A 14978-nucleotide genomic window follows, 5' to 3' on the forward strand; every position below is an offset into this window, starting at 1 on the left:
CGCAGACGACACAACACCTTATAGGAGAGCCTCAAAAGGCACCATGAAACCGGAACGCGAGGCCATGACATTGACCCAGCAGGACGCCAGCACCGTCGAAAAACTCGACGAAACTCTTCACGAAGACCGTATCCTCATTCTGGATTTCGGCAGCCAGGTGACGCAGCTCATTGCGCGTCGCGTCCGCGAGAGCGGCGTTTACTGCGAGATCTGGCCCTATACGGCGACCGAGGAAAAGATCCGCGCTTTCAATCCGCGCGGCATTATCCTGTCCGGCAGCCCGGCCAGCGTCCATGACGAGAATGCGCCTCCGATTCCGGATGTTGTTTTTGCGCTCAACCGCCCTGTGCTGGGGATCTGCTACGGCCAGCAGGCGATGTGCCAGAAGCTGGGCGGCAAGGTCGAAAATCACGAGCACCGCGAATTCGGTCGCGCCTATATCGATATTGCTGAGGATTGCTCGCTGTTCCGGGGGGTCTGGGCGCGCGGCAAGCGTGAGCAGGTCTGGATGAGCCACGGCGACCGCGTGACGCAGCTTCCGCCGGGCTTCCGTGCCGTCGCGCATTCCGAAGGCGCGCCGTTCGCGATCATCGCGGACGAGGGACGTCGTCTGTATGGCGTGCAGTTCCATCCGGAAGTCGTGCATACGCCGCATGGTGCAGCCCTGATCCGCAATTTCACGCATAATGTCGCGGGTTGTAGTGGCAGCTGGACGATGGCCGGTTTCCGCGATCTGGAAATCGCACGTATCCGCAAGCAGGTTGGCTCGGGTCGGGTGATCTGTGGTCTGTCGGGTGGTGTGGATAGCTCGGTGGCTGCAAAGCTGATTCATGATGCGATTGGTGATCAGCTCACCTGCATTTTCGTGGATCCGGGTATTATGCGCACGGGTGAGGCGGACGAGGTCGTCAAGACGTTCCGGGGCCGCTTCAACATTCGTCTTGTGCATCGCGACGCTTCTGAGCTTTTCCTCAAGGAACTGGCTGGCGTGACGGACCCGGAAACCAAGCGCAAGACGATCGGGCGTCTTTTCATTGAGGTTTTCGAGGAAGAAGCGGCGAAGCTGGGTGGTGCGCAGTTCCTTGCACAGGGCACGCTGTATCCGGATGTGATTGAGAGCGTGAGCTTCTCCGGTGGTCCGTCTGTGACCATCAAGTCCCATCACAATGTCGGCGGTCTGCCTGACCGTATGAACATGGAACTGGTTGAACCGCTGCGTGAGCTGTTCAAGGATGAGGTCCGCATGCTTGGCCGCGAGCTGGGGATTCCTGAGAGCATCGTCGGGCGGCATCCGTTCCCGGGGCCGGGACTGGCGATCCGTATTCCGGGTGATGTGACGAAAGAAAAGCTCGACCTGCTGCGCAAGGTGGATGTGATCTACCTTGAGGAAATTCGTCGCGCCGGACTGTATGATGCGATCTGGCAGGCTTTTGCTGTTTTGCTGCCGGTGCGGACAGTTGGCGTTATGGGTGATGGCCGGACCTACGATCAGGCCTGCGCCCTGCGTGCCGTGACCAGCACGGATGGCATGACGGCGGAAGTCTATCCTTTCGACTTCGCATTCTTGAACCGGGTTGCTGGTCGTATCGTCAATGAGGTTCGGGGCATTAACCGTGTCACCTACGACATCACTTCCAAGCCGCCGGGCACGATTGAGTGGGAATGATCCCACGTCTGGCATGAATGAATTTGTGTAGGCTGTAGCCTGTTGAAAACCCCGCAGAGATGCGGGGTTTTTTTGCTTGAAAGGCTGGCGATGCACATAGCGTGTTGCGACCCGCCGTCAGTCCTTGAGCCTTCCGAACATGATCTCGATGCGGTTGCGTCTTTTGTATTGCTGCTTGTCGTATTTGAGTGGTTTTCCGCAGGATCTCCGCCCCGGAATGCAGAGCCTGATCTCTTATCCCTTATTCCTTCAAGGCATCCCGAAACCAGTCAGCATCATAACCCCGATCCGCTAGCGTCCACTGTGCCATAGGAAGGCTGTCCAGTAGAGCAACGGCAACGGTGTAATCACTGACCTGTGCCGCAGTCATGAAAAAGCTGAGTGGTCGTCCGTTCTGATCCGTGATCGCATGCAGCTTGGTATTCATACCGCCTTTGGTACGACCGGTCAGGCAGCGCGGATCCCATTTTTAGCCGCAGGATCGAAGCTGTGCGGTATACTTTGAGATACGTCGCATCAATTATAATGGTCTGAGGCTCTGCCTTTCCGGCAGCCGGACCGTCCATCATCCGGGCGAAGATCTCTATGGCGTCCCAGCGCGTCTTGTGCGGGCCGTATTCCCGGGGCGCATCACGCCAGCGCAGACCATTGCGGTTCACAAAAATGATACCGCTCAGCACACGGCGCTCATCGACGCGCGGTTTGCCATGGCTCTTGGGAAAGAATGGCCGCAGACGCTTCATCTGTTCGTCCGTCAGCCAAAACAGATCGCTCATTGCCAGTCTCCTCGCAGAGCCTGAATCAGATTTCTGCAATCAAATCAATGGGTCCTGAGCCTGGGGTAGGTGAGTGTAGTTTCAGTTTGGTGGTGTTCTTTTCCGGGGGTGTCATTTCTGATTTTGGGGATAGCACCATATCTGTTCAAGTCTGGATCTTTTTCTGTCGGCCTTGTCCGGTCCTTCGAGGAATGACAGAGTGATACTCTTTGAAACCTAGGGAGTCTCCTGATGTTGATCCGGTTTCCTGCTTTTTCATCGTCTCTGCTTCTTGCTGGACTTGCTCTGATGCCAGCAGGTCTGGTGCCTACGGCCATGGCGGCCGGAACCGCCGAGAAACCCTGTGAGACGGACCTCTGCCGGAGTGTGCGTCAGTCCTGGGGTGCGGTGCGTCATGGGACGTCCAATGCCGCCGACTGGACGAAAACGGAGAGCGTTAAAGGTTGGAATGCCACGAAGAGCGGTGTTTCCGACGCTGCGCACTGGACTGGCAAGGAAGGCGAAAAGGGCTGGAAGGCGACCAAGAACGGCACCAAAGAGGCGGTGCATGCTACGGGAGCCTGGACGAAGAAGACGGCTCATAAGCTTGATCCGGACAGTCCTGCAAAGGCTCTGGACAGTAAAGCTGATTCAGCAGCTCAGTAAAACTAATCGGTGGCGCTGCGAAAAAAGGCCTGTCCCTTTCGGGGCAGGCCTTTTTCATGAGGGAACGGTCGCTTATTCCATGTGATGCTTATGGCCCGTCAGATCGGTCGTAAGCTGGGCGCGGGCTTCACCGTCTGGGTATTTTTCAGTGTGGAGATTGATGTAGCTCTGTCCGGCCTGGACTTCCTTGACCTGATCGGGCGTGAGCTGGAGCGTGCCGGTCATGCGGGTTGTATAAGGGCCATTGATCGGAGCGAGGACGCCAGCATCCTGACCTTCCGGAGCCGGGCCATGCAGATGGGCTGCCGTCACAGGGCCGGAGAGGCCGTTATCTTCGAAACGGTAGGTCAGAGTGTTCTTGATGGTATCCAGCATTGCGGATGCCGAACCCTTGATCGGGGCGGTCGCACCATGTTCGCCCTTGAAGGGGCCGAAGAGATGCAGCGTTTCCGCAGAAGCAGGCAGGGTAGTTACCGACAGGCCAAGGGCCAGTGTCGTCAGCAGAAGTCCAGTACGCATGGAAGTCCATCCTTGCAGAAGTTGGACAGACTGAACGTGTACTCAGGTTTCGAGTTCGGTATTCCAGTACAGATAATCGCGCCAGCTTTCGTGAAGATAATGCGGCGGGAAGGTCCGGCCGTTTTCCTGCAGGAGGCGGCTGCTGGGCTGAATGGGTTTGCGGTGCGGGTGCATGCCCAGTTCGCTTGGTAGTTTTGAGCCCTTGAGCAGGTTGCAGGGGCTGCAGGCAGTGACGACGTTTTCCCAGGTTGTGCGGCCGCCCCGAGCACGGGGGATGACGTGATCGAAGGTCAGTTCATGCGTGGGCAATCGGTCATGGCAGTACTGACACGAAAAATTGTCCCGCAGGAAAACGTTGAAACGGGTGAAGGCCGGCTTGCGGGCTGTTGGAATATAGTCCTTCAGCGCGATGACGCTTGGCAGACGCATGCTCTGGCTGGGGGAGTGGACGACGGCGTCTTCATATTCGGAGAGGACTGAGACGCGGTCGAGGAAGACGGCCTTGACGGCTTCCTGCCAGGACCAGAGCGAGAGCGGGAAATAGGACAGCGGACGGAAATCCGCGTTCAGGACAAGAGCCGGAAAATGCTGACCGCTGACGGACACCACACGCATCCTTTCTTCAAGGACGACACATGCGGGGGTTACGGCGCCGAATGAAAACGGGACAAACAGCGGGAAAACACGTGTCGTCGGCTTCTTTGAGAAAACTATTCCAGTAAACTGCGCGGATCGCAAGCAAACGCTGGTGACACATTCATGACGCCTCCCGCCACGACACGATTTGCGCCGAGTCCCACAGGATTTCTGCATCTGGGACATGTGGTCTCAGGGCTGTATTCGCGGTTCATGGCCGGAGAGACTGGAAAGTTTCTGATTCGTATCGAGGATATTGATACGACGCGTTGTACGCCGGAGCTGACACAGGCTTTGCGTGAAGATCTGGACTGGCTTGGGCTGGCATCAGACGGGCTGGTTCGGCGGCAGTCGGAGCATCTGGTGGAGTATCATGCCGTGTTGGCCAGCCTGCGGGAGCAGGGGCTGTTGTATCCGTGTTTCTGCACGCGGCGAGAGATTGCCGAAGCTGCGACGCAGATCGCTCCGGATGGGAGCCGCGTTTACCCCGGGATTTGTCGGCACGGCATGGCGCGGGAGGGGCGGGGGCGTGATCCGGTCTGGCGGCTCAATATGGGCCGGGCGCTGGATGTGTTGCAGGGCGTGCCGGATTGGCATGAGGCCGGGTGTGGGCGTGTTGCCGGGAAGGCCGATGCGTTCGGAGATATCGTTTTGGCGCGGCGGGATACGGGTGTGTCGTATCATCTGTGTGTCACGCATGACGATGCGCTTGAGGGCGTGACGACCGTGACGCGAGGGCGGGATCTGTATGAAGCGACGTCAGTCCAGCGTGTGTTGCAGGAGCTGATGGGATGGCCAGAACCGGCTTATGTGCACCACGCGCTCATTTTGGATGCTGATGGACACAAGCTGTCCAAGCGGGATGGCGCGGAAGGCGTGCGGGTTCTGCGGCAGGCGGGCTGGACGGCGGGGCAGGTGCTGAAGCACCCGCTGGTGCGGCAGGCTCTGGAGGCGAGCCTGCCGACAGGGGTTTATTCCGGTGGGTAGGTGCCAGGATAAGTGACGTCCTGCGATGGTCCCGGTGCGTGTGGGGCGCCTTTCTTGCCGCAGGCGGTCAGGCCGAGGGCCATGACTGCCATGCTGACGAGCAGCAGTGTTTTCATGCGGTTTCTCCCAATTTTGCGAGCCAGGCTTCGGCCTGATGCTTTACATTGGCCGGTGCGGTGCCGCCTTCGCTGGTGCGGGAGGCCAGAGAGGCCTCGACGGTCAGGACGTCGAAGACGCTCTTGTTGATCTGTGGTTCGACGGACTGCATTTCGTCGAGCGACAGGTCAGCCAGATCGCAGCCTTTTTGTTCCGCCATGCCGACCAGACGGCCAGTGACGTGATGGGCGGTGCGGAAGGGGACGCGCAGTTCGCGGACCAGCCAGTCGGCAAGGTCTGTGGCGGTAGAAAAGCCCATGCCCGCCACTTCGCGCATCCGGGTGGTATTGGCTTTCAGGTCTCGGATCATGCCGTCCATGGCCGCCAGCGAAAGTGTCATGGCCTCGGTGGCGTCGAAGACAGGTTCCTTGTCTTCCTGCGTGTCCTTGGCATAGGCGAGGGGCAGCCCCTTCATAACTGTCAACAGGCCCACAAAATCGCCCATGATGCGGCCGATCTTGGCGCGTACCAGTTCGGCGGCGTCCGGGTTGCGCTTCTGCGGCATGATGGATGAACCGGTCGTGAAGGCGTCCGACAGCGTGATGAAACCGAAGGGGGCAGAGGCCCACATCACGATTTCTTCTGCCAGACGCGACAGGTGCATAGCCTGAAGCGACAGGGCGGACAGGAATTCGAGTGCGAAGTCACGGTCCGAGACGGCGTCGAGGGAATTGGCAGTCGGGCGATCGAAATCCAGCGCTGCGGCCGTCATGCGGCGATCGATCGGGAAGGACGTACCGGCAAGAGCGGCCGATCCGAGCGGACATTCGTTCAGGCGGGCGCGGGCGTCGCGCAGGCGGCCGCGATCGCGCGACAGCATCTCGACATAGGCCAGAAGATGGTGGCCGAACGTGACCGGCTGGGCGACCTGAAGATGGGTGAAGCCCGGTATTGGCGTTGCGGAATGTTCCAGCGCACGGGTGGCGAGGGAGCGCATCAGGGAGGCGGTCTGCTCCTGAAGGCCGTCGATGGCGTCGCGGACCCAGAGGCGGAAATCGGTGGCGACCTGATCGTTGCGCGAGCGCGCCGTGTGCAGGCGTTTACCGGCCTCGCCGATGCGTTCGGACAGACGGGCCTCGATGTTCATGTGGATGTCTTCGAGGGCCGGGGAGAACTCGAAGCGGCTTTCGCCGATTTCCTGTGCGATGTCACCCAGGCCCTGGCGGATTTCGGCCAGTTCGAGCGCGGTCAGCAGGCCTACTTTCTGGAGCATGGCGGCGTGGGCGAGGGAGCCGCGGATGTCCTGTCGCCACAGGATTTTGTCAAATCCGATGGAGGCGTTGATCTCGCCCATGATGGCGGCCGGACCCGAGGCAAAGCGGCCACCCCATTGCGGATTGGCGGCTGTGCCTTCAAAGGATGTAGCGGCATCTGATTGTGTGTCGACAGGAGCGTTTTTCATGGGAACCGTAAACAGATGATTCGGAAGCAGATCGACCGGCGAACCCTTCTTGGAGGAGCCGCCAGCCTAGCTGCGGCGGCTTCCCTCTGCAATTGCGGGCTCGGGAATTCTGCCCGGGCGGCGGATGGTGTGCAGCCGATGCTGCCGTCGCTCAAGCCCGGCGCGCCCAGGCTGGAGCCCGTAAACTTCCAGCTTGTGGGCCCCGGGGGGACGGCACTTTCCCTGTCCACGATGAGAGGGCGGCCTTTTGTGCTGCATCTGTGGGCGACCTGGTGCCCGCCCTGCAGATTGGAGCTGCCGGCGCTCAATTCGTTCATCGAGAAAACAGGCTCGACCGTGCCCGTGATCCCAGTGGCCGTTGCCAGTCCGATGCCGAAAGTCATGGTCTTTCTGGCGCAGGGCAATCTGCCGCATATCGCGCCCTGGACGCTTGGGCAGCATGAGTTTTCCCAATGGTTCACATCCGGTGAGCCAAGCTTGCCCATGACCTGCGTGATTGATGCGCAGGGGCGGATGCGGGCTAGTGTTGAAGGGGAAATGGCGTGGGCCGCGCCGGAGAGTCGGGCGTCTCTGGAAAAGATCCTGTCGGATCTTCAGGCGTCCAAACCGGCGTGAGGGCTCGTCTGTCCGGTCGGCGGAGCATTCTTCTGGGGACGGTTGGACTGGCTGCTGCGGCGGGGTACGGCGCTGCGAGATTGGCTGGAACGGTGGTGCGGCCTGGTATGCCGATTTCTGATCTGACGCCGGGAAAAGCGGTTTCCGGGCCTATCGGGTTCGGGCTCGCTGGTCTGGGGAGTGCACGTTTTGTGCCGGCTTCGCGCCGGGGTGCGCCTTTCCTGCTGCATGTCTGGGCCACGTGGTGTTCGCCGTGCCTTCATGAACTGCCAGGGTTGGCGGCTTTCATGAAGGTATGGGGGCCGGACTGTCCGGTTGTTCCGGTAGCGGTTTCAAGCGGATCGCCGGAAGAGATTCATGCATTTCTGGAGCGTAATGACGTAACCGGGCTGCCCGTCTGGGCGGTGGTTGAGGATGATCTGAAGGCGTGGTGCGGTGACAGGGCACGTGCCATCCCCGTAACTTTTCTGATTGATGATGCAGGGTGCATGCGTGCAACGGCAGAGGGGGCACTGGACTGGGCGGCTCCCGGCGCGCCTGCCGCGCTGCGTCGTGTTTTTGCAGCGATGAGCGCCTGAGTCGCGATGTGACAGGCCTGCTTTAATGCAGGAATGGATTTCCAACATGACTTTTCCCCTGACACGTCGTCATCTTTTGGGAGAGAGTGGTGGCGTTCTTGCTTCGGGGCAGACTAGGTGGGTCTGGTGCAGCCCATCCGGTCAGTGCGTTCCGTTGATCTGAAAGAACTGACGCCGGATGTCATGTCCGTGCGGGGTGTATCGCGTTTGCTGACCCTGAACAGCAAAGGCGAGGTCGTCACGGAGTCCATTGGGAACGTGGACTGGTCTGCGGACGCTGTGAGGCATACTGTGCGGGCCTTGGCTTGATAGTAAGAGTGTGAAGTCCTGATGTCTGCTCCCCTTCTTGGCGCCAGTGATCCGGCGCCTTTTCTTCTTTTTCCTGAAAAAATGCCGTCGCCGTTCGTGTTCGTTAGCGATCACGCGGGTCGGGCAGTTCCGGATGCGCTGGGGGATATGGGGGTGCAGACCGAGGACTGGCAGCGGCACATCGCCTGGGATATCGGCATCGTGGGTGTAGGACGTGTCCTGCATGAACTGCTTGGGTCGGCGCTGATCGAACAGGTTTATTCCCGCCTCGTGATTGACTGTAACCGCGCGCCGGGCCATCCGACGTCCATGCCGCTTGTGAGCGACGGGACGCCGGTTCCAGCCAATCAGGCTGCGCAGGAAACGTGCCGGGCGAAGCGGGAGAAGGAAATCCTGCACCCATATCACGATACGATTGCTGAGGTTCTGGCTGAGCGTGGATCACGCCCGACGGCGCTGATCGCGTTGCACAGTTTTACGCCTCGGATGAACGGCAAGGACCGTCCCTGGCAGATCGGGATTTTGCATAATCAGGACAGTCGCATGGCCTCGATTGCTCTGGACCTGCTGCGTAAGGATGTGACGCTGTGTGTGGGCGACAATGAACCTTACGTTCTAACGGATACGTCCGATTATACGGTGCCACGGCATGCGGAAGCGGCGGGGCTGCCTTATCTTGAAATCGAGATCAGGCAGGACCTGATTGCCGAAAAAGCCGGACAGCGGGAGTGGGCTCGGCGTCTGGGCGCGCTACTGCCGAAGGTCTGGGAGACGTTGGTAGAGGGACCAGGCGTATGATTGACGGACACACGAAACTTGCAGGCGTCATGGGATGGCCGGTGGAGCATTCCCGTTCTCCGATGATGCATAACCACTGGTGTCGGGTGAATGGGGTGAACGGGGCTTATGTGCCGTTGCCGACTCATCCGGAGGGCTTTGATCAGGCCCTGCGTGGACTGGCAGCGGCTGGTTTTCAGGGCGTGAATGTGACCATCCCGCATAAGGAAGCGGCGATGCTGGCCTGTGATGAACTGACCTCGACGGCAAAGCGGGCCGGAGCGGTGAACACGATTTGTTTCGTGGCTGGACGGATCATCGGTGACTGCACGGATGGTACGGGGTTCTGCGATAATCTCAGCGCGCATGACGTGGCAATCGGTGGTCGTGCTATGGTTCTGGGTGCAGGCGGTGCCGCGCGGGCCGTGGCAGCAGCGCTGCTGGACCGGGGCTGTGAAGTTGTGATTGCCAACCGGACGCAGGAACGTGCGGAAGCACTGGTTGCGGCACTTGGCGGCGGTGAGGCTGTGGCCTGGTACGAATGGCCGTCACTGCTATCGGGCTGTTCACTGCTGGTGAATGCTACGTCGATGGGCATGGGGGGTAAGGCCAGTCTGGACTGGGATGCGGCGCTTCGGGAGGCCGCGCCAGGGCTGTGTGTGACGGATATTGTCTATACGCCGCGCGAGACGCCGCTGCTGCTGGCCGCTCAGGCGCGGGGGCTGCGGACGGTGGATGGTCTGGGGATGCTTGTTCATCAGGCGCGGGCCGGGTTTCGGGCATGGTTCGGGGTTGACCCTGAAGCAGACCGGACGACGTTCGATCTGCTGGCGACGAGCCTGCGCTGAAGCGTGAAGATTATTGGTCTGACCGGGGGAATGGCGGCCGGGAAAAGCACGGTTGCCGCGCTTTTCCGCAGGGCAGGCGTGCCGGTTTTTGATGCGGATGCGTGTGTCCGGGCGCTACAGGGTGAGCGGGGGAAAGCTGTGCCTCTGATCGCGCAGGCATTTTCGGGGGGCGTCGTTGATGGCCGTCTGGATCGCGCGGCGCTTCGTGAAGCTGTGCGGGGGCGTCCCGAGGAGTTGAAGCGTCTGGAAGCCATCATGCATCCGCTGGTCCGGGCCGAACGTGAGAGGTTTCTGAAGCAGTGCCGGGCGCGGCATGAACCGTTCTGTGTGCTGGATATTCCGCTGCTAATGGAAATTGGCGAAGACCGGCGTTGCGATGTGGTGGTGGTAGCCGAAGCTTCGATGGGCACGCGTTTGTCCCGGATCAGGCAACGCTGTCGTAGTGGGGGGGGGATGAGCGTGGCGGATGCCAAAGGATTGCTGGCCCGTCAGATGAGTGACCATGAACGCAGACGCCGGGCCGACATCGTGATACGAACCGGCCTGTCGCGTGGGCAGGCCGTCAGGCAGGTCCATGCCCTGTTGCACCGGCTTCGTGAGGCGTCATGAAACGATCCATCCTGTTCGATACGGAAACCACGGGCTTTGACCCGGATATGGGCGATCGAATCATCGAGATCGCGGCCCTCGAACTGATCGACGACCTGCCGACGGGGGAGGCCTATCACGTCCTGATCTATCCCGAGCGCGATATTCCGCCCGAGGCGACCAAAGTGCATGGGTTCCGGATTGAAGATCTGGAAGGAAAGCCAATTTTTGCCGAGGTGGCGGACGGGTTTCTGGAGTTTATCGGGGACAGTCCGATGATCGCTCATAATGCCCGGTTCGATTTCAAGTTCGTCAATGCGGAGTTGAAGGCCTGCGGTCGCGAGCCGCTCGATTACGCCAGCCGGGCCATCGATACGGTGGAAATGGCGCGGAAGAAATATCCCGGTCTGCCCGCCAGCCTCGATGCGCTGTGCCGACGCTTTGGTATCGACCTGTCGCAGCGTGGTACCCATAACGCGCTGCTGGACTGCAAGCTTCTGGCCGAAGTCTATGTCGAGCTGATGGGTGGGCGTCAGCGCGGTCTGGGTCTGGCGGGGCCAGCCCGCAGTCGCAGCATGACGGATGGGATCAACGCGCTGGCCAGTCGCTCGGCACGGAAAATGGCCCCGCCGACCGCGGAAGAGCTTCAGGTGCATGAAGCGTTCGTGAGCACCATCAAGGACGCGGTTTGGCATCGCGAATGATGCAGATTCTCTTCATCACGTCCAACCGTCTGGGCGATGCGGTGATTTCCACAGGCGTTCTGGATGCGTTGCAGAAGCGTTATCCGGCAGCGATGTTCACGGTGGTCTGCGGCCCTGTAGCAGCGGGGCTTTTTGAAGCGGACCCGCGATGTGAGCGCATCATCACTATGGAAAAGCGCCGGCATGACCGGCACTGGTTTGAACTGTGGCGCGCCTGCTATCGGACGCGCTGGTTTATGGTTGTGGATTTGCGCGGTTCGCTGATCGGACTGACATTGCGGGCGCGCCGTCGGATTATTGTGCGTGGCGGGCGCCGTCCGGGTTTGCGGGTCGAACAGCTTGGGGAGGCGCTTGGATATCGCAGGACGCCCATGCCGCGTGTCTGGACTTCGGAAAAGCAGCGGGCAGAGGCTGTTGCGACCTTGTCTGAAGGGCGGTGGCTGGCACTGGGACCAACGGCAAACTGGGATGGGAAAATCTGGCCGCCCGAGCGCTTTGTGGAACTGGCTCAGGCGCTGAAGGCGAAAAATCTGCGTCCTGTCGTGTTTTATGGCCCTGGTGAGGGAGAGCGCGCACGGGCGGAGCCGGTACTGAAGGCGTTGCCAGAGGCTCTGGACCTTGGCGGAGATAAATCGCTGGGCGAGGTTGCTGCGCTGCTTCAGCTTTGTGCCCTGTTCGTGGGCAATGATTCCGGATTGATGCATCTGGCTGCTGCTGCGGGGACGCCGACGCTGGGGCTGTTCGGGCCGTCGCGGGCCTCGGAATATGCGCCGGCCGGGCGGTTTGCGCGGTTTGTGGAGGCACCGGGTCCGGAGGGTGATGCTCCCATTGAAGGCTTGAGTGTTGCCGCTGTGCTGAAAGTCGTGAAAGAAATCCTGCGTGAAAAAGACACGTGTGGTTCGGACAGGTGTTCGGACTGACTTGATGCCCTGTCGGTCATGGCCGATAGAAGACAGATGAAGTCTGCATCGTCCAATGGATACCGGGGTCGTGTGGCCCATGTGATGGCTGGGGCTCCAAGAGGCGGCGCAGAGCTGTTCTTCGAGCGCCTGACAATGGCCCAGACGCGGGATGGCCGTCCCGTTCAGGCGCTGATCCGGCAGGATGAAGGCCGGGTTGCACGGCTTGAGGAGGCGGGGGTCGAGACGCAGTCCTTCCGGTTCGGCGGTCTGCTGGATCTGCGGACCACGCCGGGGCTTCGGCGCAGTCTCAAAGCGTTCAGGCCGGATGTCGTCGTGGCGTGGATGAGCCGGGCCGCACGGCTGGTACCGTCAGGGCCATGGCAGATTGCCGGGCGTCTGGGCGGGTATTATGACCTGTCGAATTATCGCCGTTGCGACCATTTGATCGGCAATACGCGCGGTTTGGCGGAGTGGATGCGGGCGCAGGGCTGGGCGGCCAATCGTGTACATCATCTGCCTAATTTCGCGACGGATTTTTCTTCGGTGACGCCACAGCGGCCCGCGTTTTTGCCGCCGAATGTGCCATTTGCCCTAGCGCTGGGGCGTCTGCATGAGAATAAGGCCTTCGATGTGCTGATCCGGGCGATGAAGCATCTGCCGGGTGTGCATCTGGTCATTGCGGGCGAAGGGCCAGAGCGTCCTGCGCTTGAGGCGCTGGCAAAGGCGGGAAATGTTACGGATCGTGTTCATCTCCCTGGCTGGATCGCGCAGAGCGGGCCCTGGCTGCGGGCGTGCGATGTTCTGGTCTGTCCGTCCCGGATTGAGCCGCTGGGCAATGTCGTGATCGAGGCGCTGTCGGCCGGAGTGCCGGTTGTGGCGAGCAATATTCAGGGGCCGCAGGAAATCCTTGAAGGGTCGCAGGATGGTTTGCTGGCCGAGGTCGAGAACGAGCGTGATTTTGCTGCGCAGATCGGCACTGTTCTGGATGATGAGTCTGTTGCGCAGACTCTTTCCATGAACGGGCGGGCGCGGTTCGAGCGGGAGTTTGCCCAGGGCGTTGTTATGGCGCGATGGTCGGCTTTTCTGGACGGAGTGCGCGCCTGATGTGCGGAATTGCGGGTCTTTCCTGTCTGCCCGGGCATCATCCCGATCAGCAGGCGCTGGAGCGTATGTCCCAGGCCATTTTCCATCGTGGGCCGGATGGGGAAGGGCGGTTGGATCTTGGTGGGGCGGCGTTGCGTCACCGTCGGCTGTCTATCGTTGATATCGCGGGGGGAGCACAGCCGTTCAGGCTTGGCGCGGCGGCACTGGTCGCGAACGGTGAGATCTATAATGACCCGGCCATTCGCAGACGCTTTCCCCAAAACTGTTTTCAGACCCAAAGCGACTGCGAACCGCCTTTACATCTGTGGCTGCATGATGGGGTGGGATACACGCATGAACTGCGGGGCATGTATGCCATTGCGATCGTCGAGAACGAGCACGGGCGGCATGAGATGGTGCTGTCGCGCGATCCGTTCGGTATCAAGCCGCTTTATATCGCGGCTTATGAGGGTGGCATCGCGTTTGCGTCTGAGCCGCAGGCGCTGCTGGCAGGCGGGTTTGGTAAGCGTAGTGTTCGGGATGGCGCGCGTGACGAACTGATGCAGCTTCAGTTCACGACGGGGCAGGACATTATTTTCGACGGCATTCGTCGGCTTCTGCCCGGTGAGACACTCCGGATCGTGGATGGGCGAATCGTGGAATCGCGGCGGCGGCATGTTCTGCATGAAGCGCGGGATACGATTCCGACTCGTCTGACCGACGAGCAGGCGCTGGCGAGGTTGGACACAGCACTGCTCGACAGCGTGTCGGCGCATTTGCGGGCGGATGTGCCACTTGGGCTGTTTTTGTCAGGCGGGATCGACAGTTCGGTTATTATGGCGGCTGCGCACCGTCTTGGGTTGCCGCATCCGCGTACGTGGACAGCGCGCTTCGATGCTGGAAAAGCGGATGAGTCCGCTGATGCCGCAGCATTGGCGGCGTCTGTTGGGGCCAAGCATCATGTGCTGACCGTCACGGAAGACATGGTTTGGCGTGATCTGCCATCCATCGTGGCGTGCATGGATGATCCGGCCGCCGATTATGCTGTCATCCCGACATGGTTGCTGGCGCGTGAGGCGCGAAAAGACGTGACCGTTATTCTCAGCGGTGAGGGTGGGGATGAGCTTTTTGCAGGTTATGGCCGCTATCGGCGCGTTATGAAGCCTTGGTGGAAGGGCGGGCGGGCGCCGTACCGGTCCGGGACGTTCGGCAAGCGCTTTGCAGAGCATGGGCGGCAGTGGCGGCGCGGGATTGCCACGACGGAACTGGCTCTAGGCGTTTCAGGTTTGGAAGGCGCGCAGGCGCTGGATATTGCGGAATGGCTGCCCAATGATCTGCTGCTCAAGCTGGACCGATGTCTGATGGCTCATTCGGTTGAGGGGCGTACGCCGCTGCTGGACCCGGTGGTAGCCAAGGCGATCTGGCCGCTGCCGGAGCACTTCAAGGTGCGGGACGGTTACGGTAAGTGGCTTCTGCGGCGCTGGCTTCAGGATGCGCTGCCGCAGGCCCGTCCATTCGCGCCGAAGCAGGGCTTTACTGTTCCGGTTGGCCTATGGATCGAGAAACAGGCACATCGTCTGGGACCACTGGTCGCACGACAGCCCTGCATCCGGGCGATGATGCCCGCAGCCGACGTGGAGCGTCTTTTCGCCCGAGCCAGTCAGCGCGGTGTAGCGCGGCAGGCCTGGACGCTGCTGTTTTTCGCGCTGTGGCATCGTCATCATATCGAAGGGGTTCCCGTGGACGGGGATACATTCGAAACTCTCTCGCGCGCTTTATGAGTGTCT

The 14978-nt window shown here is 60.7% G+C and carries 17 protein-coding genes and 1 pseudogene; 13 read left to right on the forward strand and 5 right to left on the reverse strand.

The features are described 5' to 3' along the window. Window positions 1–64 precede the first annotated feature (64 nt). Window positions 65–1666, forward strand: coding sequence for a glutamine-hydrolyzing GMP synthase (gene guaA, locus IGS75_RS11115; protein ID WP_174787515.1), 1602 nt, complete (start codon window positions 65–67; stop codon window positions 1664–1666). Between the two features lie 120 nt (window positions 1667–1786). Here the strand turns inward: guaA and IGS75_RS11120 are convergent. Then, window positions 1787–2442, reverse strand: a pseudogene (locus IGS75_RS11120) (IS5 family transposase); the annotation flags it as partial. A gap of 231 nt (window positions 2443–2673) precedes the next feature. Between IGS75_RS11120 and IGS75_RS11125 the strand changes: the two are divergent. After that, entirely contained in the window at window positions 2674–3087 is a 414-nt protein-coding gene (locus IGS75_RS11125; protein ID WP_202256854.1) for a hypothetical protein, read from the forward strand. 72 nt (window positions 3088–3159) lie between these two features. Here IGS75_RS11125 and IGS75_RS11130 read toward each other — a convergent pair whose 3' ends face one another. Both IGS75_RS11130 and IGS75_RS11135 read right to left on the reverse strand, forming a co-directional pair. Beyond that, window positions 3160–3606, reverse strand: coding sequence for a CHRD domain-containing protein (locus IGS75_RS11130; protein ID WP_202256855.1), 447 nt, complete (start codon window positions 3604–3606; stop codon window positions 3160–3162). A gap of 42 nt (window positions 3607–3648) precedes the next feature. Continuing rightward, on the reverse strand, window positions 3649–4221 hold the full coding sequence (locus IGS75_RS11135; protein ID WP_202256856.1) for an HNH endonuclease: 573 nt from the start codon (window positions 4219–4221) through the stop codon (window positions 3649–3651). Window positions 4222–4365: 144 nt separating this feature from the next. Here IGS75_RS11135 and gluQRS point away from each other — a divergent pair, with 144 nt between their 5' ends. Further along, entirely contained in the window at window positions 4366–5229 is an 864-nt protein-coding gene (gene gluQRS, locus IGS75_RS11140) for a tRNA glutamyl-Q(34) synthetase GluQRS (RefSeq protein ID WP_202256857.1), read from the forward strand. Here the strand turns inward: gluQRS and IGS75_RS15715 are convergent. Then, window positions 5214–5345, reverse strand: a complete 132-nt coding sequence (locus IGS75_RS15715) for a hypothetical protein (protein WP_255320874.1) — start codon at window positions 5343–5345, stop codon at window positions 5214–5216. The two genes, gluQRS and IGS75_RS15715, sit on opposite strands and share 16 nt — an antisense overlap. Beyond that, complete coding sequence (argH, locus tag IGS75_RS11145; protein ID WP_202256858.1) at window positions 5342–6787, reverse strand: argininosuccinate lyase; 1446 nt, start codon at window positions 6785–6787, stop codon at window positions 5342–5344. The genes IGS75_RS15715 and argH overlap by 4 nt, the downstream gene beginning before the upstream one ends. A gap of 15 nt (window positions 6788–6802) precedes the next feature. On the opposite strand from argH, the gene IGS75_RS11150 reads away from it, so the two are divergent. The 10 genes from IGS75_RS11150 (at window position 6803) to asnB (ending at window position 14972) form a co-directional block, all read left to right on the forward strand. Continuing rightward, on the forward strand, window positions 6803–7402 hold the full coding sequence (locus tag IGS75_RS11150; protein WP_141351914.1) for a TlpA disulfide reductase family protein: 600 nt from the start codon (window positions 6803–6805) through the stop codon (window positions 7400–7402). After that, window positions 7399–7980 (forward strand): TlpA disulfide reductase family protein, encoded by a 582-nt coding sequence (locus tag IGS75_RS11155; protein ID WP_202256859.1) that lies wholly within the window; start codon window positions 7399–7401, stop codon window positions 7978–7980. Before IGS75_RS11150 ends, IGS75_RS11155 begins: the two co-directional genes overlap by 4 nt. 126 nt (window positions 7981–8106) lie before the next feature. Then, window positions 8107–8289 carry a hypothetical protein gene (locus tag IGS75_RS11160; protein WP_202256860.1) on the forward strand — a complete coding sequence of 61 codons (183 nt, stop codon included), beginning with the start codon at window positions 8107–8109 and terminating at the stop codon, window positions 8287–8289. A 21-nt stretch (window positions 8290–8310) separates the two neighbouring features. Next, window positions 8311–9087 (forward strand): N-formylglutamate amidohydrolase, encoded by a 777-nt coding sequence (locus IGS75_RS11165; RefSeq protein WP_202256861.1) that lies wholly within the window; start codon window positions 8311–8313, stop codon window positions 9085–9087. Further along, window positions 9084–9914, forward strand: coding sequence for a shikimate dehydrogenase (locus IGS75_RS11170; RefSeq protein WP_202256862.1), 831 nt, complete (start codon window positions 9084–9086; stop codon window positions 9912–9914). Before IGS75_RS11165 ends, IGS75_RS11170 begins: the two co-directional genes overlap by 4 nt. A 3-nt stretch (window positions 9915–9917) precedes the next feature. Next, window positions 9918–10523 carry a dephospho-CoA kinase gene (gene coaE / locus IGS75_RS11175; protein ID WP_202256863.1) on the forward strand — a complete coding sequence of 202 codons (606 nt, stop codon included), beginning with the start codon at window positions 9918–9920 and terminating at the stop codon, window positions 10521–10523. Further along, window positions 10520–11206 (forward strand): DNA polymerase III subunit epsilon, encoded by a 687-nt coding sequence (dnaQ, locus tag IGS75_RS11180; RefSeq protein ID WP_202256864.1) that lies wholly within the window; start codon window positions 10520–10522, stop codon window positions 11204–11206. Before coaE ends, dnaQ begins: the two co-directional genes overlap by 4 nt. Continuing rightward, the gene (locus IGS75_RS11185; protein WP_202258517.1) at window positions 11206–12126 is read left to right on the forward strand and encodes a glycosyltransferase family 9 protein; all 921 of its coding nucleotides are present in this window, start codon (window positions 11206–11208) and stop codon (window positions 12124–12126) included. Before dnaQ ends, IGS75_RS11185 begins: the two co-directional genes overlap by 1 nt. Window positions 12127–12162: 36 nt before the next feature. Beyond that, a complete protein-coding gene (locus IGS75_RS11190) occupies window positions 12163–13212 on the forward strand; it encodes a glycosyltransferase (RefSeq protein WP_202256865.1) in 1050 nt (349 codons plus the stop codon). Next, complete coding sequence (gene asnB / locus IGS75_RS11195; RefSeq protein WP_202258520.1) at window positions 13212–14972, forward strand: asparagine synthase (glutamine-hydrolyzing); 1761 nt, start codon at window positions 13212–13214, stop codon at window positions 14970–14972. The genes IGS75_RS11190 and asnB overlap by 1 nt, the downstream gene beginning before the upstream one ends. Window positions 14973–14978 lie beyond the last annotated feature (6 nt).

Origin of the sequence: Gluconobacter sphaericus (genome assembly GCF_016757795.1) — a bacterium.
Lineage (GTDB): Bacteria > Pseudomonadota > Alphaproteobacteria > Acetobacterales > Acetobacteraceae > Gluconobacter > Gluconobacter sphaericus.